19 protein-coding genes and 3 tRNA genes are annotated in these 18,463 nt (G+C 70.7%); 8 read left to right on the top strand and 14 right to left on the bottom strand.

Annotated elements, in window-relative coordinates; all coding sequences use genetic code 11:
* Nucleotides 1–18: 18 nt before the first annotated feature.
* From panC to tilS, 11 genes are all read right to left on the bottom strand, one after another.
* On the bottom strand, nucleotides 19–882 hold the full coding sequence (gene panC / locus ACK4HH_RS05900; RefSeq protein WP_409649422.1) for a pantoate--beta-alanine ligase: 864 nt from the start codon (nucleotides 880–882) through the stop codon (nucleotides 19–21).
* Nucleotides 879–1,580 carry a Rossmann-like and DUF2520 domain-containing protein gene (locus ACK4HH_RS05895; RefSeq protein WP_409649419.1) on the bottom strand — a complete coding sequence of 234 codons (702 nt, stop codon included), beginning with the start codon at nucleotides 1,578–1,580 and terminating at the stop codon, nucleotides 879–881. The genes panC and ACK4HH_RS05895 overlap by 4 nt, the downstream gene beginning before the upstream one ends.
* Nucleotides 1,577–3,160, bottom strand: a complete 1,584-nt coding sequence (locus ACK4HH_RS05890; RefSeq protein WP_409649416.1) for a PH domain-containing protein — start codon at nucleotides 3,158–3,160, stop codon at nucleotides 1,577–1,579. Before ACK4HH_RS05890 ends, ACK4HH_RS05895 begins: the two co-directional genes overlap by 4 nt.
* A complete protein-coding gene (locus ACK4HH_RS05885) occupies nucleotides 3,157–3,696 on the bottom strand; it encodes a PH domain-containing protein (RefSeq protein WP_409649414.1) in 540 nt (179 codons plus the stop codon). The genes ACK4HH_RS05890 and ACK4HH_RS05885 overlap by 4 nt, the downstream gene beginning before the upstream one ends.
* A complete protein-coding gene (locus tag ACK4HH_RS05880; RefSeq protein ID WP_409649412.1) occupies nucleotides 3,693–4,145 on the bottom strand; it encodes a DUF3180 family protein in 453 nt (150 codons plus the stop codon). The genes ACK4HH_RS05885 and ACK4HH_RS05880 overlap by 4 nt, the downstream gene beginning before the upstream one ends.
* Nucleotides 4,142–4,681, bottom strand: a complete 540-nt coding sequence (gene folK, locus ACK4HH_RS05875; RefSeq protein ID WP_409649409.1) for a 2-amino-4-hydroxy-6-hydroxymethyldihydropteridine diphosphokinase — start codon at nucleotides 4,679–4,681, stop codon at nucleotides 4,142–4,144. Before folK ends, ACK4HH_RS05880 begins: the two co-directional genes overlap by 4 nt.
* On the bottom strand, nucleotides 4,678–5,949 hold the full coding sequence (gene folP, locus ACK4HH_RS05870) for a dihydropteroate synthase (RefSeq protein ID WP_409649406.1): 1,272 nt from the start codon (nucleotides 5,947–5,949) through the stop codon (nucleotides 4,678–4,680). The genes folK and folP overlap by 4 nt, the downstream gene beginning before the upstream one ends.
* Nucleotides 5,946–6,530: a GTP cyclohydrolase I gene (folE, locus tag ACK4HH_RS05865; protein WP_409649403.1), complete on the bottom strand. Its 585-nt coding sequence runs from the start codon at nucleotides 6,528–6,530 to the stop codon at nucleotides 5,946–5,948. Before folE ends, folP begins: the two co-directional genes overlap by 4 nt.
* Before the next feature lie 8 nt (nucleotides 6,531–6,538).
* Complete coding sequence (gene ftsH, locus ACK4HH_RS05860; RefSeq protein ID WP_409649400.1) at nucleotides 6,539–8,548, bottom strand: ATP-dependent zinc metalloprotease FtsH; 2,010 nt, start codon at nucleotides 8,546–8,548, stop codon at nucleotides 6,539–6,541.
* Between the two features lie 109 nt (nucleotides 8,549–8,657).
* Nucleotides 8,658–9,212, bottom strand: a complete 555-nt coding sequence (gene hpt / locus ACK4HH_RS05855) for a hypoxanthine phosphoribosyltransferase (RefSeq protein ID WP_409649397.1) — start codon at nucleotides 9,210–9,212, stop codon at nucleotides 8,658–8,660.
* 4 nt (nucleotides 9,213–9,216) lie between these two features.
* Nucleotides 9,217–10,287 carry a tRNA lysidine(34) synthetase TilS gene (gene tilS / locus ACK4HH_RS05850; protein ID WP_409649394.1) on the bottom strand — a complete coding sequence of 357 codons (1,071 nt, stop codon included), beginning with the start codon at nucleotides 10,285–10,287 and terminating at the stop codon, nucleotides 9,217–9,219.
* Nucleotides 10,288–10,359: 72 nt separating this feature from the next.
* Between tilS and ACK4HH_RS05845 the strand changes: the two genes are divergently transcribed.
* A complete protein-coding gene (locus tag ACK4HH_RS05845) occupies nucleotides 10,360–10,851 on the top strand; it encodes an inorganic diphosphatase (protein ID WP_409649391.1) in 492 nt (163 codons plus the stop codon).
* A 27-nt stretch (nucleotides 10,852–10,878) separates the two neighbouring features.
* On the opposite strand, the gene ACK4HH_RS05840 is transcribed toward ACK4HH_RS05845, so the two are convergent.
* Together ACK4HH_RS05840 and ACK4HH_RS05835 are read right to left on the bottom strand one after the other, a co-directional pair.
* The gene (locus tag ACK4HH_RS05840) at nucleotides 10,879–12,237 is read right to left on the bottom strand and encodes a C40 family peptidase (RefSeq protein ID WP_409649388.1); all 1,359 of its coding nucleotides are present in this window, start codon (nucleotides 12,235–12,237) and stop codon (nucleotides 10,879–10,881) included.
* Nucleotides 12,238–12,246: 9 nt separating this feature from the next.
* Nucleotides 12,247–13,503 carry a peptidoglycan DD-metalloendopeptidase family protein gene (locus tag ACK4HH_RS05835; RefSeq protein WP_409649385.1) on the bottom strand — a complete coding sequence of 419 codons (1,257 nt, stop codon included), beginning with the start codon at nucleotides 13,501–13,503 and terminating at the stop codon, nucleotides 12,247–12,249.
* Between the two features lie 329 nt (nucleotides 13,504–13,832).
* On the opposite strand from ACK4HH_RS05835, the gene ACK4HH_RS05830 reads away from it, so the two are divergent.
* The 3 genes from ACK4HH_RS05830 to ACK4HH_RS05820 all read left to right on the top strand — a co-directional run bounded on the left by ACK4HH_RS05830 (nucleotide 13,833) and on the right by ACK4HH_RS05820 (nucleotide 14,149).
* Nucleotides 13,833–13,908, top strand: a tRNA-Glu gene (locus tag ACK4HH_RS05830).
* Nucleotides 13,909–13,937: 29 nt separating this feature from the next.
* Nucleotides 13,938–14,014 (top strand) — tRNA-Asp (locus ACK4HH_RS05825).
* 59 nt (nucleotides 14,015–14,073) lie between these two features.
* A tRNA-Phe gene (locus ACK4HH_RS05820) sits at nucleotides 14,074–14,149 on the top strand.
* A gap of 5 nt (nucleotides 14,150–14,154) precedes the next feature.
* On the opposite strand, the gene ACK4HH_RS05815 is transcribed toward ACK4HH_RS05820, so the two are convergent.
* Nucleotides 14,155–15,489 (bottom strand): MFS transporter, encoded by a 1,335-nt coding sequence (locus tag ACK4HH_RS05815; RefSeq protein WP_409649382.1) that lies wholly within the window; start codon nucleotides 15,487–15,489, stop codon nucleotides 14,155–14,157.
* 190 nt (nucleotides 15,490–15,679) lie between these two features.
* Between ACK4HH_RS05815 and ACK4HH_RS05810 the strand changes: the two genes are divergently transcribed.
* From ACK4HH_RS05810 to ACK4HH_RS05795, 4 genes are all read left to right on the top strand, one after another.
* Nucleotides 15,680–16,225, top strand: a complete 546-nt coding sequence (locus ACK4HH_RS05810; protein WP_409649379.1) for a TQO small subunit DoxD — start codon at nucleotides 15,680–15,682, stop codon at nucleotides 16,223–16,225.
* Nucleotides 16,226–16,290: 65 nt separating this feature from the next.
* Nucleotides 16,291–16,644 carry a hypothetical protein gene (locus tag ACK4HH_RS05805; protein WP_409649376.1) on the top strand — a complete coding sequence of 118 codons (354 nt, stop codon included), beginning with the start codon at nucleotides 16,291–16,293 and terminating at the stop codon, nucleotides 16,642–16,644.
* The gene (locus tag ACK4HH_RS05800; protein ID WP_409649373.1) at nucleotides 16,637–17,461 is read left to right on the top strand and encodes a phosphate/phosphite/phosphonate ABC transporter substrate-binding protein; all 825 of its coding nucleotides are present in this window, start codon (nucleotides 16,637–16,639) and stop codon (nucleotides 17,459–17,461) included. Before ACK4HH_RS05805 ends, ACK4HH_RS05800 begins: the two co-directional genes overlap by 8 nt.
* Nucleotides 17,455–18,459 carry a radical SAM protein gene (locus tag ACK4HH_RS05795; protein ID WP_409649370.1) on the top strand — a complete coding sequence of 335 codons (1,005 nt, stop codon included), beginning with the start codon at nucleotides 17,455–17,457 and terminating at the stop codon, nucleotides 18,457–18,459. Before ACK4HH_RS05800 ends, ACK4HH_RS05795 begins: the two co-directional genes overlap by 7 nt.
* Nucleotides 18,460–18,463: the final 4 nt, after the last annotated feature.

The following is an 18,463-nucleotide window of genomic DNA, read 5'->3' as shown; positions in this document are numbered from 1 at the left end:
GCTCGCTCGCGGCCCGGCCTAGCCCAGGTGCAGCAGCTCGGTGTCGATGAGCCGGGTCGTGCCGACGCGCGCCGCGATGAGCGCCCGCGCGGGGCCGCGGTGGTCGTCGTCGACCGGCCCGAACGTGTCGGGGCGCACGACGGCGAAGTAGTCGAGCTCGACCTCGGTCGCGCCCATGAGCACGCCCTGGGCCGCGGCGACGATCGCGTCGATGCCGCGGTCGGCCGCCGACTGCGCGGCCTCGAGCGCCTGCGGGATGGCGCGGGCCGCGCGGCGGTGCCGCTCGTCGAGGTAGGCGTTTCGGCTCGAGAGCGCGAGCCCGTCGTGCGCCCGCACGGTCTCGACGACCTCGATGCGGGTGCGGATGTCGAGGTCGCGCACCATGCGCTGCACGAGGAACACCTGCTGCGCGTCTTTCTCGCCGAAGACGGCGATGTGGGGCTGCACGATGCCGAGCAGCTTGGCCACGACCGTGAGCACGCCGTCGAAGTGGCCGGCGCGCGACCGCCCTTCGTAGAGCCCGCCGACGGCACCCGCCGAGACGCGCGTCTGCACGGGGCCCGCGGGGTACATCTCGTCGACCGCGGGGGCGAAGACGGCGGTGACGCCGTGCCCGGCGAGGGCATCCCGATCGGCGGTGAGATCGCGGGGGTACCGGTCGAAGTCCTCCGCCGGCCCGAACTGCATGGGGTTGACGAAGACCGAGACGATCACGACGTCGGCGACCTCGCGGGCGTGCTCGACGAGGGCGAGGTGGCCGTCGTGCAGCGAGCCCATCGTGGGCACGAGGGCCACCGTCGATCCGGCAGCGCGCGCCGCGTCGAGGCGGGAACGGAGCCCCGCGATGGTCGTCTCGACGGCGGGCGGGGTCGTGTCGGTCACCGGTCGATGCTATCGACCGCGGGGGACTGCAGCGCGTTCTCGACCGCCGAGCGCACGACGCCGCCGAGCACGCGGCCCGGTTCGTCGACGCCGATGGCGCGCAGAGCGCTGACCGACTGGCCGATGATCGCGGTCGAGAACTGCGAGGCCGCGGCGATCGCGTCGGCGTAGGCGGGCCGGTCGGCCTCGGCGATGACGACGGGCTCGGCACCCATCTCGACGACGAGCGCTTGGGCGATCGGCAGCACCGGGCCGGGCGCGGTGACGGCGCACCACGCATCGCGCAGGCGCGCGAGGTCGATGCTCGTGCCGGTGAAGGCGAGGGCCGGATGCACGGCCAGAGGAATCGCGCCCGCAGCCCGCGCGGGGTCGAGCACGGCGGTGCCGTGCTGCGCCGAGGTGTGCAGCACGAGCTGGCCGGGCTGCCAGGCGCCGAGCGCCGCGAGCCCGGCGACGAGCTCGACGAGCTGGTCGTCGGGCACCGCGAGCACGACGAGCTCGCTGCGCTCGACGAGCAGCGGCACCGCGAGAACGGGCACCCCGGGCAGCATGCTCTCGACGCGATCGCGCTCGTCGTCGGTGCTCGCCGAGACCCCGACGAGCGCGTGGCCGGCCGCTGCGAGTGCCGCGCCGAGCACCGGACCGACGCGCCCCGCGCCGACGATGCCGACGCCGAGGCGCCCGTCGCGCCCGCTCACCGCTGGCGCCAGCGGTGGCTCGTGTCGGTGCGGGCCGCCCGCAGCGACGAGGCCGCGACGTCGTCGAACAGCCGCATGGCGTCGACGCGGTCGAGCGCCCCGATCGTGGGGCTGATCGGCCCGGCGACCGTGTGCACGTGCACCTCGCCGAGCCGCAGCGCGCGCAGCAGCGGGCCCTGGCGCACGGCAACCGACTGCGTGCGCGAGAGCGGCACGATCGTGAGCGAGCGCCAGATGGCGCCCGTGCGCAGCAGCACCGCCGTGTCGGTGAGCGCGAAGCCGTTGCGGGGCTGCGAGAACCAGCGCAGCACGCGCGCGCGGCGGGGCGAGACGGTGAATCCGCCCTCGTCGCCGCGGCCGCGCAGGCCGAGCTCGAGCGCCTCGGCGGCCTCGTCGACCGCCACCTCGGGCAGCAGCAGCCGCAGCACGGCGCGCACGTCGTCGAGGTTGCCCACGGGCAGGATGGTCGTCTGCTGCTGCCCCGCGGCGCCGTTCTGCGACGAGCGCGAGGCACGGTTGACGGCGATCTGCCACCAGCCGGCGGGCCGCCACAGCAGCGGCTGGCTGACCTTGACCGAGTGGATGCGCCCCGGCGGCAGGGTCTCGTTGGTCGTCGAGAGCAGGCCGAAGCCCACGCGCACACCGTCGGGGGTCGCGGCGATCGAATAGCGCAGCGAGCGCGTGATGCGGGCGATGAGAAAGCCGCCGATGCCGATGATGCCGGGGAACATGGCGAAGAGCAGAAAGAGCTCGCCCGTCGTGACGCTCGTCACGACGATCGCCACGAGCATGGCGAGCAGCACGAGGGTCGTGTCGCTCAGCACGGTCGAGCCGATGAGCCGCCCGGGGTTCATGCGCACGATCGACGTGGGCTCGGCGAGGTCGACGTCGAGCTCGGGAGCCAGCAGTTCTGTGACCCGCTCGTCGAGCATGCCGCCGATGCCGGATGCCGCGGCGGCCGCCGGATCGGCACCCCCGCGCTGCGCGCCCGAGGCGAGCAGCAGGATGTCGCGGCGCAGGGCGTCGGCGTCGCGACCCCGCAGGTAGGCGAGCGGCACGCTCGCGTCGTTGCCGGCCACCGAGATTTCGAGCTTGGCGGCCCCGAACAGCCGCGGCACGAACGGCCGCCCGATGTTGATGCCTTGGATGCGGTCGAGTCGCGCCTTGCGGTTGGTGCGGAAAAGGATGCCCGACCGCACCTCGACGACCTCGTCGGTGATGCGGAAGGTGTGCAGGCGCCACGAGAAGTAGAAGCCCGCCACGAGCAGCAGCAGCAGGCCGATGGCGGCGAGCAGCGCTACGAGCACGAGCTCTTCGCGCACGATGAAGTCGATCGCGTCGGCCTCGAGGTCGCCGCCCGACGGGGGCAGGTCGATGTCGTCGCCGCCGAAGAAGAGCTCGATGAACCGGTCGCGCAGGTTGACGATCAGCACGCCGATGATGGCGATGAAGGCGATGCCGCCGCGGAAGAGCGGCGTGGCCGGGTGCAGGCGGTGCCACTCGCCGTCGGCGAAATCGGTCGTCGAGCGAAGGGAGCTCTCGACGGGGGCGGCCGCGGGCTCGGCGCCGGGCTCGGTCACAGCCCCGCCCGGCGGGTCTCGGCGACCGCCACGAGGTGGTCGCGCAGTCGCTCGGCCTCGGCGAGCGGCAGGCCGGGAATGAGCACGCCGCTCGACGCCGCGGCCGTCACGAACTTGAGCTCGGCGAGCCCGAAGGCGCGGGCGATCGGTCCGCGGCTGATGTCGACGAGCTGCATGCGTCCGTACGGCACCGCGACGAAGCGCTGGAACATGATGCCGCGGCGGAACAGCAGATCGTCGTCGCGCAGCAGGTAGCCGATGGCCCGCACGCGGCGGGGGGTGAGGGCGAGCACGACGACGAAGAGGGCGCCCATGGCCGCGCCGAGCATCCACCCCTCGGCCCACCCCAGCCAGAAGGGCACGAACGCGACGGCCGTGGCGATGGCGCCGAAGACGAGGGTGCCGATCATGTCGACGGGGATGTACGTGGGCGAAACCCGCTGCCACTCGGTCTCGGGCCGCTCGAGGCGGCTCGAGGCGGTGTCGGAGGTCTCGGTCGCGGCAGGTTCGGGCGCGGCGGGTTCGGTGGTGGTCACGCGGGCGTCTCCTCGGTCGGATCATCGGGCGGCAGGGCGCACCAGTGCTCGGCGACGAGGGCGGCAACGACCAGCAGCACGGCGGCGACGACGGTTCCCCCCGCGGCCAGGGTCGAGCCTAACGGCACGACCGCCCGAGTGAGCAGATACAGCAGGATGCCGGCGGCGCCTCCCGCGAGCAGCGCACCGGCCAGCGCGCTAGCCTTCGCGAGCACGACCGCGCGCAGGGCGTAGAAGGGGTCGATGCGCCGCTCGCCCTTCGCCGCGCGGCGCACGGGCCACGCGAGCGCCAGCACGACGACGCCGATGAGCACGAGCGCGACGGCGAGCGAGACGGGCGGCACGAGCACGGCGACGCCGCGCATGGCCAGGAGGGAGTCGAGAGCGAAAGCGGCGGCGGCTCCGACGAGCGCGGCGACGATGAGCGCGAGCGGGCGGGTGCGGGTCACGCCGGGCCGCCGAGGGTCGGGTCGGCGGGCAGGCCGTCGAGCAGGGCGGCAACCGGTCCGTGCCCGACGAGCACGGCATCCGGTTGCACCTCGAGCCACGGGGCGAGCACGAAGTCGCGCTCATGGGCGCGCGGGTGCGGCACCTGCAGCACGGCGGAGTCGATCTCGAGCTCGTCGAGCGCGATGAGGTCGAGGTCGAGCGTGCGGTCGCCCCACCGTTCGGTGCGCTCGCGGCCGTTCTCGAGCTCGATCTGCCGCAGGGCGTCGAGCAGCGTGTACGGGTCGAGTCGGGTCTGCAGCAGCGCGACGCCATTGAGGTAGGCGGGCTTCTCGGGGTCGAGGCCGTCGAGGGTGAGTGCGACCGTGCCGTGCCACGACGACACGGCGTGGATGCTCGACTCGGGCAGCGCGTCGAGCGCCGCCACCGCCCGCTCGAGCGTGGCCTCGCGGTCGCCGAGGTTGCTGCCGAGCGCGATGACGGCGGTCGCTGGCCGGGCACCGTGGTGCCCGCCCTCGGTATTTGCCACGGCGGTCACGACCGCCCCCGCACGATCGTGACGCTCACATCGGCGAACGGCACCGTGATGGGCGCCTGGGGCTTGTGCACCGTGACCTCGGTCTGCCACACGGCACCGTGCCGCAGCACGACGCCCGCGACGCGTTCGGCGACGGTCTCGATGAGATCGACGGGGTCGCCCTCGACGGCGGCCACGACCTGCTCGGCGAGCTCGCCGTAGTGCACGGTCGAGGCGAGCTCGTCGTACGCGGCCGCGCCGCGCAGGTCGAGATGCGCGGTCACGTCGATCACGAACTCCTGCCCATCGCGCCGCTCGTGGTCGAAGACGCCGTGGTGCGCGAAGGCGCGCAGGCCCGTGAGGGTGATGCGGTCGGAGGCGGCGCGGTCGCCGCGCGCGGGCGCGTCGGCCGGGGGGCTCGCGGTGTACGAGCCGCCGAACACCGGGGTCTGCTCGGCCGCGTCGGCGATCGACTGCCACACGTCGAGGGCGCGGGCGCTCGCGCGCACGTCGTGCACGCGCAGGGCATCCACGTGCCCCGCCGCGAGGGCCGAGACGACCGCGGTCAGCAGGTCACGCTCCTCGACGGCGGCGCCATCGGGCAGCAGTGCGCCGAGGAACCGCTTGCGCGAGGCCCCCAGCAGCACGCGCGCGCCGATCGAGCGCAGCGTGCCGAGCTCGGCGAGCAGCTGCCAGTTGTGCTCGGCGCGCTTGGCGAAGCCGAGGCCGGGGTCGACCCACAGCCGCTCGGGCTGCACGCCGGCCCCGAGCGCGGCGTGCCAGCGGCCCAGCAGCTCGTTCGCCACGTCCTGCGGCGCCCAGTCGTACTCGCTCACCGCATCCCACGTCGAGCTCGGACCGCGCCAGTGCATGAGCACGTAGGGCGTGCCGAGCTGCGCGACGGTCTCGAGCATGGCGGGGTCGGCGAGCCCGCCGCTCACGTCGTTGACGATGATCGCCCCGGCCTCGACGGCGGCCGCCGCGGTGCTCGCGTTCATGGTGTCGATCGACACGCGGATGCCCTCCGCGGCGAGCGCCGCCACGACGGGCAGCACGCGCTCGCGCTCGACCTGCGGCGCCACTGGTTCGGCACCCGGCCGGGTCGACTCGCCCCCGACGTCGATGACGGAAGCCCCCTCGGCCACCAGGCGCCGCCCCTGCGCGAGGGCCGCATCGGGGTCGACGAAGCGCCCGCCGTCGCTGAACGAGTCGGGCGTGACGTTGAGCACGCCCCAGAGTTCAGGTCGCGCCGCCGCCGCTGCGGCGCGCAGCTCCGGGCGCGCACTCACGCGGCGCCTCCGCCGATGAGCGCCATCACCTCGGCGCGGCGCACGGGGTCGGCGAGCGTCCCGCTCGCGGCGACCGTGACGGTCGTGCTCTCGGCCTGCCGCGGGCCGCGGGCTCCGACGCAGCCGTGCCGCGCGTCGATGACGACGAGGGCGCCGAGCGGCGCGAGGGCCGCGTCGATCGCGGCGACGACGTCCTCCCCCAGGCGCTCTTGCAGCTGCGGGCGCGAGGCGAGGGTCTCGACCGTGCGGGCGATGCTGCCCAGGCCCACGAGGCGTTCGGCGGGCAGGTAGGCGACGTGCGCGACGCCCGTGAAGGGCAGCAGGTGGTGCTCGCAGATCGAGCGCAGGGCGATGTCGCGCAGCAGCACGATCTCGCCGCGCTGTTCGGGCGCATCCTGCGTGGCGAGCTCGTCGCGCAGCAGCGGCACGGGGTCGACGCCGACGCCCGAGAAGAATTCGGCGTAGGCCTCGGCGACCCGCTGCGGGGTCGTGAGCAGGCCGGGGCGCTGCGCATCCTCACCGATCGCGGCCAGGATCTCGGCGACGGCCGCCTCGATGCGGCCGGTGTCGATCGGGGGCATGGTGCGGCTCAGTCGCGCGTCGCGGGCGGGGCGTCGGTCGACGCGTGCGCCGTCGCGCCGGGGGCCGCGGCGTCGTGGGCCGTGCTCGCGAGCGCGGCGGCCTCGACGGGAGCCTTCGTCGGCATGGGTACGGGCGGCAGGTCGGGCAGGGGCCGCTTGCTGCTCGAGAGCCACTGCGGGCGCTCGGGCAGGCGCTTGACGTCGGCGAAGATCTCGGCGAGCTGCAGGTGGTCGAGCGTCTCTTTCTCGAGCAGCTCGGTCGCCAGGCGATCGAGGATGTCGCGGTTGTCGTTGATGACCTGCCACGCCTCGTCGTGCGCCTGCTCGATGAGCGCGCGCACCTCGGCGTCGACGCGCTCGGCGAGCTTCTCGCTGTAGTCGCGCTGGTGGCCCATGTCGCGGCCGAGAAAGACCTCGCCGCTCGACTGGCCGAGCTTGATCGCCCCGACGTCGGTGCTCATGCCGTACTCGGTCACCATGCGGCGCGCGATCGCCGTGGCTTTCTCGATGTCATTGCTCGCGCCCGTCGTCGGGTCGTGGAAGACGATCTCTTCGGCGACGCGGCCACCCATGGCGTACGTCAGCTGGTCGAGCAGCTCGTTGCGGGTCACCGAGTACTTGTCGTCGATCGGCAGCACCATCGTGTAGCCGAGAGCGCGGCCGCGCGGAAGGATCGTGACCTTCGTGACGGGGTCGGTGTTGCGCATCGCCGCGGCCGCGAGCGCGTGGCCGCCCTCGTGGTACGCGGTGATGAGCTTCTCGTGGTCGCGCATGATGCGCGTGCGGCGCTGCGGGCCGGCCATGACGCGGTCGACTGCCTCGTCGAGCGCCTGGTTCGTGATGATCTCTTCGCGCGCGCGGGCCGTGAGCAGCGCGGCCTCGTTGAGCACGTTCGCGAGGTCGGCTCCGGTGTAGCCGGGCGTCTTGCGGGCGAGCACCTCGAGGTCGACGTTCTCGGCCATGGGCTTGCCCTTGGCGTGCACCTGCAGAATCTTCTCGCGCCCCTTCATGTCGGGAGCATCCACCTGGATCTGGCGGTCGAAGCGGCCCGGGCGCAGCAGCGCGGGGTCGAGAATGTCGGGGCGGTTCGTCGCCGCGATCATGATGACGTTGGTGTTGGGGTCGAAGCCGTCCATCTCGACGAGCATCTGGTTGAGCGTCTGCTCGCGCTCATCGTGCCCGCCGCCCATGCCGGCGCCGCGGTGGCGGCCGACGGCGTCGATCTCGTCGACGAAGATGATCGCCGGCGCGTTCTCCTTGGCCTGCGTGAAGAGGTCGCGCACGCGGCTCGCGCCGACGCCCACGAACATCTCGACGAAGTCAGAACCCGAGATCGAGTAGAAGGGCACGCCCGCCTCGCCCGCGACCGAGCGCGCGAGCAGCGTCTTGCCCGTGCCGGGAGGGCCGTACAGCAGCACGCCCTTCGGAATACGAGCGCCGACCGCCTGGAACCGCGTCGGGTCTTTCAAGAAATCTTTGATCTCTTCGAGCTCTTCGATCGCCTCGTCGGCCCCCGCCACATCGGCGAACGTGACCTGCGGGGTCTCTTTGCTCACGAGCTTGGCGCGAGACTTGCCGAACTGCATGACCCGGCCGCCGCCGCCCTGCAGGCGCGTGAGCAAGAAGTAGAAGATCACGCCGATGATGAGGAACGGGATGATGAGCCCGAGCAGGCTCACGAAGAAGTTGGTCTGCGGCACCTCGTCGGTGAACTCGTCGTCGACGTTCGCCGCGTCGACGGCGTCGACGATCGCGGCGCCGCGGGGTGCAACGTAGTAAAACTGCACGTTCTGGCCGAACTCCTCGTCGGCCTCGGCGAGCACGATGTCGACCCGCTGCTCGCCATCGACGATCTTGACGCTCGTCAGCTGCTCCTCGGCGAGGAACTCGAGGCCCTGCTGCGTGCTGATCTGCCGGAACCCGCCGATGCCGCCGAGCAGGGCGAAGCCGATCCAGAGCACGAGGGCTCCCGCGACGATGTAGAGGAACGGTCCTCGAACGAGTTTCTTGAGGTTCATGGGCTGGCGGGCTGGCGGCCCCGCACCTTTCTTCCGGTGGAACGTGCCTGCCAGGCTATCGCGCAGTCTGTTGGCAGCCGCTGGATGTTCGCGCGGAGCGGAGCGCCGCTCAGTCGGCGTAGACGTGCGGCGCGAGCACGCCGATGGCCCGCAGGTTGCGGTACTTCTCGGCGTAGTCGAGGCCGTAGCCCACGACGAAGGCGGGCGGAATGTCGAAGCCGACGTACTCGACGTCGACCTGCACCTTCGCCGCCTCGGGCTTGCGCAGCAGCGCGAGAATCTTGACGCTCTTCGCCCCGCGCGACTCGAGGTTGGCCCGCAGCCACGAGAGCGTGAGCCCCGAGTCGATGATGTCTTCGACGATGAGCACATCGCGGCCCGCGATCTCGGTGTCGAGGTCTTTGAGAATGCGCACGACGCCGCTCGATTCGGTGCTGGCCCCGTAGCTCGACACGGCCATCCAGTCCATCTCGACGTGCACGGCGAGCTCGCGCGCGAAGTCGGCCATGACCATGACGGCGCCCTTGAGCACGCCGACGAGCAGCGGCGGGGTGTCGCCGTAGTCGGCCTCGACACGGCGCGCGAGCTCGGCGAGCTTCGCGTGGATCTCTTGCTCGGTGACGAGCACCTCGGTCAGGTCGGAACGGATGTCGTCGACGTCCACGGGGTTACTCCTCAGCGTGATCGGGGGCGAGGGCGAAGATGATGAGCCCTGCGATGCGTTCCACCCTAACGCCGGGCAGGTGCACGGGCCCCTGGCCGTGCCAGTCGGTCGCGAGCCGGGCCACCTCGAGGGTCTGGGCGCGACTGATCGACACCCCGAACTCGGTGCGCACGACGAGCCGGATCAGCCGGTGCCGAATGGCCGGGGGGTTCGCCGTGAGCCCGGCCACCGTCAGCGAGCAGCCGCCCTCGGCCAGGTCGGTCAGCTCTTCGGCGATCTCGTCGACCATGTGATCGAGCGCCTCGGCGTCTTCTCGAGCGATCGCGGCGGTGCGGGCGAGCGCCTCGACGATGCCGGCATCGAGGTGCTCTTCGAGCATCGGCAGGATGCGTCGCCGCACCCGCACGCGCGCGAACCGCTCGTCGCTGTTGTGCGGGTCGTGCCACGGCTCGAGCCCCTGGTCGGCGCAGGCCTGCGCGAGCGTCGCGCGGCGCAGCCCGAGCAGCGGTCGCAGGTACAACCCCGCCACCGGGGCCATGCCCGCGATGCTGAGCGTGCCGCTGCCGCGGGCGAGCCCCAGCAGCACGGTCTCGGCCTGGTCGTCGAGCGAATGGCCGAGCAGCACGGCCGCGGCACCGAGCTCGACGGCCGCGGTCTCGAGCGCGGCATAGCGGGCCGCACGCGCCGCGCCCTCGGGCCCGCCCGCGCCGCCCCTGATGTGCGCGTCGCCCGATACCGGGTCGATGACGCCGAACTGCTCGACGCGCACGCGCTCGATCTGCAGCGGCTCGAGCCCGAGCGCCCGCGCCGCCGCGGCCGCACGCAGCGCGACCGCTGCCGAGTCGGGCTGCAGACCGTGGTCGACGATCACCGCGCCCGCACGCAGCCCGAGCCGCGGCGCTTCGAACCCGGCGGCCGCGGCGAGCGCCAGCGAGTCGGGGCCTCCGCTCAGGGCCACGAGGGCGAGCGAGCCCGCCGGCAGGTCGGCGAGCGCCTCGCGCACCGCGCGGCGCGTGTCGGCGACCGCGGGGGTGAGCCGCGGCCGTCGGGCGTCCGGATCGGGCTCGGAGGGCATCCACTAAGGTTAGAGCCGCGCTCGCGCGCACGACTTTCTTCTCTCTACTCCCCTCTTCGAAGGAGCACGCCCATGGGCGCCTACCCCGTCGTCATCGAGATTCCTCGCGGCAGCCGCAACAAGTACGAGGTCGACCACGAGACGGGGCGCGTCTTTCTCGACCGCGTGCTGTTCACGCCCTTCGTGTACCCGACCGACTACGGCTACTTCGAGAACACCCTCGGCCTCGACGGCGATCCGGTCGACGCGCTGGTGCTGCTCGAGTTCCCGCTGTTCCCGGGCGTCGGCGTGCAGGTGCGCCCGGTCGGCGTGTTCAACATGACCGACGACGGCGGCAGCGACGCCAAGGTCATCTGCGTGCCGGCGAAAGACCCGCGCTGGGCGCACATCCAAGACATTTCGGATGTTCCCGAGCAGACCCGCAAAGAGATCGAGCACTTCTTCGAGCACTACAAAGACCTCGAGCCCGGCAAGTGGGTCAAGACCGAGGGCTGGGGCGACGCCGCCGAGGCCGAGGCGATCGTGCAGGCCGGCATCGCGGCCTACGTGCCCGCCGCCCACTAGCCTCTGCGGGCGTCGCTTCGAGCGGCGCTACCCGCTCGGCCGTGCGACGACCGGGATGCGGTCGTAGTTGCGCACGGCCACGATGCGCACGGGCTTGCCCGGCGAGGGCGCCTCGATCATCTGGCCGCTGCCCAGATAGATCGTGACGTGATACTTCGATCCTGACGCCGAGCCGCCGTAGCTGTAGAAGATCAGGTCGCCGGGGCGCGCCTCGCCGTAGGGCACGAGCAGGCCGCGCGAGGCCGCCCGGTTGTACTGCGCCGAGACGGAGTGCCCGCCGATTGCGAGCCCGCCGGCCGAGTAGGCCATCATCGTGAGCCCCGAGCAGTCCCACGAGTTCGGGCCGCTCGCACCGTACTGGTACGGCTCGCCCAGCTGCGCCTTGGCGAAGGCGATGGCCGCGTTCACGATCGTCGGGTTCGGGGTGGGTCCGGATGCCGCGGGCGGCGGGCTCGGCGCGGGGGCCGGGGTGCTCGGCGCGGGTGACGGAGCAGGGCTGCTCGGCGACGGCGCGGGAGCCGGCGCGCTAGGGCGGGGCGTCGGCTGGCTCGGCGCGGGCGCAGGAGTGCTCGGGCTCGGGCCGGGGGCCGGCGCGCTCGGGCTCGGCGCGGGGTTCGACGGCGGCTCGGCGTGCTCGAGCGAGTCGAGGTAGGCGCGCTCGAGGGCGGCCGAGCGGCCCGTGAGCGTGGCGAGCTTGACCGAGAGCTCGTCGAGCAGCGCGCGCTGCTGGGCGGCCTGCGCTTCGGCCTGTGCGGCGGCATCGGCGGCATCGGCGAACACCGCTTCGGCCTCGGCGACGGCGTCGGCATGGGCATCGCGCGCGACGACGGCCTGCTCGCTGAGCGAGTCGGCCACGTTGCGGTCGCTCACCGCCCGCGCGAGCACGGCGTCGGTGCGCGTGCTGAGGGCGCTCATCGTTCCGAGGCGGTAAAGCAGGGCATCCGCGTCATCGCCGCTGACGATGAGGGCCATCGTGATGTCGCCGCTGCCGGCCCGCGCGAGCTGCGCCGCGAGCTGGGCGGCCTGCTGGCCCGAGGCGCTCGCGCGCTCGAGGGCCGCGTCGCGGCGGCGGTCGGCCGACTGCATGGCGATCTCGGCCTCGTCGAGCGCGATCGTGGCCTGCTGGTGCTCTTCGCCGGCCATGAGGGCAGTCGTGCGCAACTGCTCGAACTCGGCGTTGACCTCGGCCACCGTGTCGAGAATGCGCGCGATGGCGATCTCGGTGGCCTCGACGTCGCCCTTCGCCTCTTGCACGTCGTCCCACGAGGGGCCCGACGGTGCGGCGAGCGCCGTGGTCGGTCGCTGCAGGCCCGCGGCTCCGAGCGCAAGAACCAGAGCCGTCACGAGGGTGACGGCTCCGATCGCGCGGCGCCCGGGGCGTCGCATCAGAGCCGACTACCCAATCGAGAGTCCTTTATTGCGCAGATAGGTCACGGGGTTGGTCGTGCCGCCGTTCTGCCGCACCTCGAAGTGCAGGTGGTTGCCGGTCGAGCTGCCGGTCGTGCCCATGCGGGCGATGTTCTGCCCGACGACGATCTCTTGGCCGATGCGCACCAAGATGCCGCCGTTCTGAATGTGGCCGTACGAGGTGGTGAGGCCGTTGCCATGGTTGATGCGGATGAAGTTGCCGTATCCGCCGTTCCACCCCGCGTACTCGACGACGCCGCTCGCGGCCGCGTAGATGGGCGTGCCGGCCGCGTTCGCGATGTCGACGCCGGCGTGAAAGCGCACCGCGCCGCTGATGGGGTGCACGCGGTAGCCGTAGCCCGAGCTGATGTAGCCGTTGGTCGGCACCGCCCAACCGTTCTTGATCTGACCGGCCCCGAGGCTCGATCCCGAACCGTACTGCGCGGCGATGCCGGCGCGGTAATCCTTCTCGGTCGCCGCCCGGTTCTTGATCAGCACGTCGAGCTGGGCTTCGAGCCGCGCCTGGTTCTCTTGCTGCGCGATGAGGGCGTTCTGCGCCGCCTCGGCCGCAACCTGGGCCTCTTCGAAGGCCGCCTGCGCCTCGAGGCGCAGCTCGTCGCGGATCTCCTTGGCGACGTTGGCCTGGTCGGTGAGCGACTGCGCGGCGTTCTGGTCTTGCAGCGCCGCAGCGTAGATGCCCTCGGCCTGCTCGGTGATCTTGCTGGCGAAGCCGAGGCGCGAGAGCAGCTCGTCGGCATTGCCGGGGTTCGTGAAGAGCGAGGCCGAGAGGTCGCCGCCGCCCGAGCGCGCGAGCTCGGCCACGAACTGGCCGGCGCGCGAGCGCGACTCGTCGGCGCGGGCCTGTGCCTCGTCTGCCTGGGCCTGCAGCTGGTCGGCCGTGAAGGCGGCCTCGTCGAAGGCGAGCTGCGCCTCGTAGTAGATGTCGCCCTTCTCCTGGGCGATGGCCTGGGTGCGCTCGACCTCGGCGGTGATGGCGGCGATGGCCGCGCGAATCTCTTTGATCTTCGCCTGCGCGCGCGCCACGTCGCGGCGGGCGTCGAGCACGTCATCCCAGCTCGGGTAGTCGACGGCGTACGCGGGGCGCTCGGTGACGGCGATCGAACCGCTCACGAGCAGAGCCACGGCCGCGATTGCAGCGATGAATGCGCTCGCGCGACGGCGCCGCGGTCGGTCGGCGGCATCCCGTGCCGTCACGACCGGCGGCATGGCCGTCGTCTCTGTCATCGTCGCGCTCCCCCAGCGTTCTGCTGACCGCATGATGTCTCCCCGAACCGGCACTCGTGCGTTATGTCACAACTTCCACACGAGCACCATTGACCACAGTACCAATGGATGCCGCGTTCGGCCAGGCATCGCACCGCACGCATCGCAGGGCGCCCTGTCGGCAGAGCACCCGCATCCTTGTCGCGACGCTAACCCGCGCGGCCACGCCCGCCCGGGAGGCGGGTCGGATCGTCGCCGAACCCGCGCGCCCGCCCGCGGCCGCCGGTTTGGCATTCCCGGCGCTCGACCCGTATGCTTGTGCCTCGGTTGCTCTGCGGCTCGCGCCACCTGGCCCCATCGTTTAGTGGCCTAGGACACCGCCCTTTCACGGCGGCAGCACGGGTTCGAATCCCGTTGGGGTCACCAGCAGCAGCACCACACAACTGAATACGTTTGGCCCTGTAGCGCAGTTGGTTAGCGCGCCGCCCTGTCACGGCGGAGGTCGCCGGTTCAAGTCCGGTCAGGGTCGCCACGGCGACGGGCCCTCTCTTCGGAGGGGGCTTGTTCCGTAGTGGGGCATCATCGCCCTGCGGCTCTGTAGCTCAGTTGGTAGAGCGCACGACTGAAAATCGTGAGGTCACGGGATCGACGCCCGTCGGAGCCACCACTTCATCATCCGTTCGAACCCACGCTTGCCGAGGATCGCGAAGCGACCAGCTCCTCGAGCGAGACCCCCCGTGCTTCCGTGCCGAACTTCCACCAGATTCCGCCCGCGACTGCGCCGATGAGCCAGAACGCAGCGAGCATCCCGAACATCACGCCGACTCCCCACGAAATGGCGGTGAACGCAAGGGCAACCTGACCGATGATCGCGCCGAGCCGACCGACGGCGACGCTCGCGCCAATCCCGCTCGCGCGGAGCGACGTCGGGAAGAGTTCGGAGAAAGTCGGGTACGCCGACACCCAGGCGCACGTGGCGAAGAATGCCGCGACCGTGAACGCGATGAGCACGATCGTGGGCGACCCGGTGGCTGCCGCGGCCGCGCAACCAATCATGCTCGCGGCCGCGAGGGCATATGAGAACGTTACGGTCGGCTTGCGCCCAATCGCGTCGAGGGCAAACGACACCACGATGCCGCCGAGCAGCGCCCCCACGTTGGCGATCAAGAAGTAGTAGGGCAGCGCGGTATCGCTGATCGGCACGGCTCCGGTCGCCTGCGAGAACACGAGAATACTCATCGCCGTGAAAAGGCCGTAATAACCGGCTGCTTCGGAAAAGTCGAGGGACATGCCGAAGAGGAGCCGGCCCCGGTAGTTCGTCCACAGTTCTCGCAGCGGCGCTCGCCCCGACGTCGACCCGTTGGGGTCGACGTAGCCGTGTGCGCTTCGGAGACCAGTAATGCTCTCGACGACGGCGTCGGCCTCCTCGACCTTGCCGCGCGATGCGAGCCAGCGCGGCGACTCGGGAATGAGCCGGCGTGCGAGCAGGCCATAGGCCGCACTCACAACCCCGAAGAGCAGCGTGTAGCGCCAGGTCAAACCAAGAGTCGAGATGACGACGATCGAGATGACGCTCGCGAGAATGCCACCAAGGGCCCAGAACGTCATGACAAGTCCATTACTACGCCCGCGATTGCGGGCCGGCATGAACTCCGCAATCGCCGACGTCACCGCGGAATACTCGCCTCCGACACCGAGGGCCGTGATGAACCGGAGGACGATGAAGATTTCGTAGGTCGGGGCAGCCGCTGTCGCGATTGCAGCGACCGAATACAGAATGAGCGTGGCGACGAACAGTCTCTTGCGCCCGACGCGGTCGGCGAGCCATCCGAAGAGCATGGCTCCGACCGCGATACCGCCGAACCAGACGACGTTGATCCAAACGGATTGCAACGAATCGAGCGAGAACTCCGCCTGGATACCCGGAATCACTGATCCGATGATCTGTACTTCAAACGCATCGAGCATCCACCCGATGCCCAGCGCAATCGCAATTCGCGTGTGCATCGGTCGCCACGCTGACTGGTCAAGTCGGTTTGCCACGAAAGCCTCCCCCGTCGGGCCTCCGCCCGATAGCGGTGACTGCGGCGATGCTATGGACTTGGCACCCTCCAGAGCGAGGGGCGACCGGCGTCCGTAAGGGGACCGTAAGGACTTGCCTTATGCGCTGACCTCGGCCGAGGTGTCTGATTGTGCGATGACCACCTCGACGCCGATTTCGCATGACCGCTCGGCCGCCGTGCAGCTTCCGTCGTCGACGGGCGCTGGCCTCGCAGTGCTGCGCATCGCGCTGGGCGTTCTCTGGGTGCAGAACGCCGGATGGAAGGTGCCGCCCGACTTCGGTCAATCGAGCGACCGGGGCCTGTACTTCTGGGCGAGCCAGGCAGTGGAGTTCCCGGTCTTGGCCCCATACTCGTGGTTCGTCGAGACCGTCTTCCTTCCCCAGCTCGCCGTCATCGGCTGGGCGGTGCTCCTGACGGAGGTTGCCCTCGGGGCCTTCCTCATTCTCGGGCTCGCGACACGGGGCTGGGCCGCGGTCGGCGTCATCCAGACCGGCGCGATCGCCCTTTCGGTACTGAATGCGCCAGACGAGTGGCACTGGGGCTACATCCTCATGGGCGTCGGGCACCTCGTGCTGCTGCTGTCTGCCGCTGGTCGCACGTGGGGCATCGACGGGCTACTGCGACCGATGTGGGTTCGGTCGCCTGGTCGAGTGGCGCGTCTCATGACGGTGCTCTCGTGAGAGGCCCCGGAGCCCGCACTGCCGGCCCGCGACGCGGGCCGATGCGGCCAGCAACCACGCGGGCGATGACCGTGATCGGCGTCGGGTCGATCATCTCCGCGGTGTTCGTATTTACTCCGTCGCTTCCCGAGTACATCGACTTCGTCGACCTGGAGCCGGCGGGTGCCGCGGTGTTTCTGGCGCTTGGCGTCAGCTCGATCGTCGCCGGCATCCGACGCAGCGCCTTGCTGAGCGCCGCGGCGGCAGTGGGATTCGCGCTCGCCGCGCTCGCCCAACTCGCGCAACTCGCAACGGGTGTCGCGCTGCTCGGTGGAGACGCATCGTCGCTCTCTCTCTTCGTGGCGGGCACGCTCGGCGTGACCTGCCTGCTCTGGGCGGACCGCACCGGAGACCCCGATCTCGACTCACGGAATGGATAACCGCATGAATGCTCCCCTACTCGTCGGCGCCGTCGCCTACTCGCCCAACGTCGTGCCGATCTGGGAAGGCATGCGCGAGTACTTCGCGGGCACCGACACCGAGATGGACTTCGTTCTGTACTCGAATTACGGCCGTCAGGTCGACGCCCTCATCTCTGGACAGATCGACCTTGCCTGGAACACGAACCTTGCGTGGGTGCGCACGGTGCTGCAGACCGAGGGCGAATGCCGAGCGCTGGCAATGCGAGACACCGACACCGTGTACCAGACCGTTTTCGTCGCCCAAGCAGGGGCAGGTCTCTCTGGGCTGGAGGATCTACGCGGTCGCCGCCTGGCCCTCGGCTCGAAGGACTCCGCGCAGGCGGCGATCCTGCCGGTGACCTTCCTGCAGGATGCGGGCATCCACGCCGATGATGTTGACCTCATGCGCATCAACAGCGACGTGGGCAAACACGGCGACACTGGTCGCAGCGAGCTCGATGCGATTCGGGCGGTGCTCGCCGGCGAAGCGGATGCCGCCGCGATCGGCATCAACACGTGGGAGGCGATCGGGCGCGATGAGCTCATGCCCGGAGCGCTGGAGGCCTTTTGGATGTCGCCGATCTACAGCCACTGCACCTTCACTGCGCTCGCCACGACGCCCGAGGACCGCTACTCGTCGTGGGTCGACCGCTTGATGCAGATGGACTGGGACAACCCGGCGCACCGCCCGATCCTGGAGATGGAGGGACTTCGCGCCTGGGTGCCGCCGCAACTCGAGGGCTATGAGTCGCTCTTCCGCGCCGTGAGCGAGCAGGGGATCTCGCCTCGATGGTGAACCAGACGCTGCTTCTCGACCTCGTACAGGCCACCGGGCGCGTGGCGCGAGGAACGACCGTCGCGGTCGACTTCGACGGCGATCCGGATGACGCGGCCCGCATCGCGCGTGAGTGGTGCGAGCGAGCCGGCCACGAGTTCGTCTCGGGCTCGGCGGCAAAAGGCATTCTGGTACGCACCGGTCGCCGACGCGACCCCATCGCCGACCTCGAGCCTGATCAGCGGCCAGGAACGAGGGTCTGGATCTACACGAACTTCGACTGCAACCTGGCGTGCGACTACTGCTGCGTACGATCGTCGCCGCAAACGGACCGGCGAGCGATCGGCGCCGACCGCGTCGAACGGATCGCCGATGAGGCGCTCGACGCCGGTGTCACCGAGCTGATCCTGACGGGCGGCGAGCCGTTTCTCCTGCCGGACATCGACGCACTAGTCGCCGTCTGCACCCGGCGCCTGCCGACGACGCTGCTAACAAACGGCATGCTGCTGACCGGTGCCAAGCTCGAACGACTTCGCCGTATGGATCGCGATCGCCTCACGCTGCAGATCAGCCTCGACTCACCGACGCCGGACGTGCATGACAGTCACCGCGGTCGTGGGTCGTGGGCGCGGGCGGTGAACGGAATCCGAACCGCGCAAAGTGAAGGCTTCGCTGTGAAGGTGGCAGCAACGGTGCCCGTCACGCACATGCGTGAGCTCGATCCGTTTCACGCATTTCTCGACGCGCTTGGCATCGAACGCGATCACCAGGTCATCCGGGCGATCGCCCACCGCGGCGTCGCCGACGACGGAGTGGAGCTCACGGTCGACTCCCTCATTCCGGAAGTGACGATCACCGCCGACGGTGTGTACTGGCATCCTGTCGCCGCTGATCACGCCGACCAGTTCGTAATGGCGGAGATCTTCCCGTTGCAGAACGCCATCGACGAGGTGCGGCGGCAGTTCGTGGAGCATCGCCTGCGGGCAGACGCGGCGGCGGAGTGGTTCCCGTGCGCGTGAGCAG

It is taken from the genome of Microcella sp. (assembly GCF_046296455.1).
Lineage (GTDB): Bacteria > Actinomycetota > Actinomycetes > Actinomycetales > Microbacteriaceae > Microcella.
Note: the sequence above shows the minus strand (reverse complement) of the source record. Positions and strands in the feature narration are given on the sequence as shown.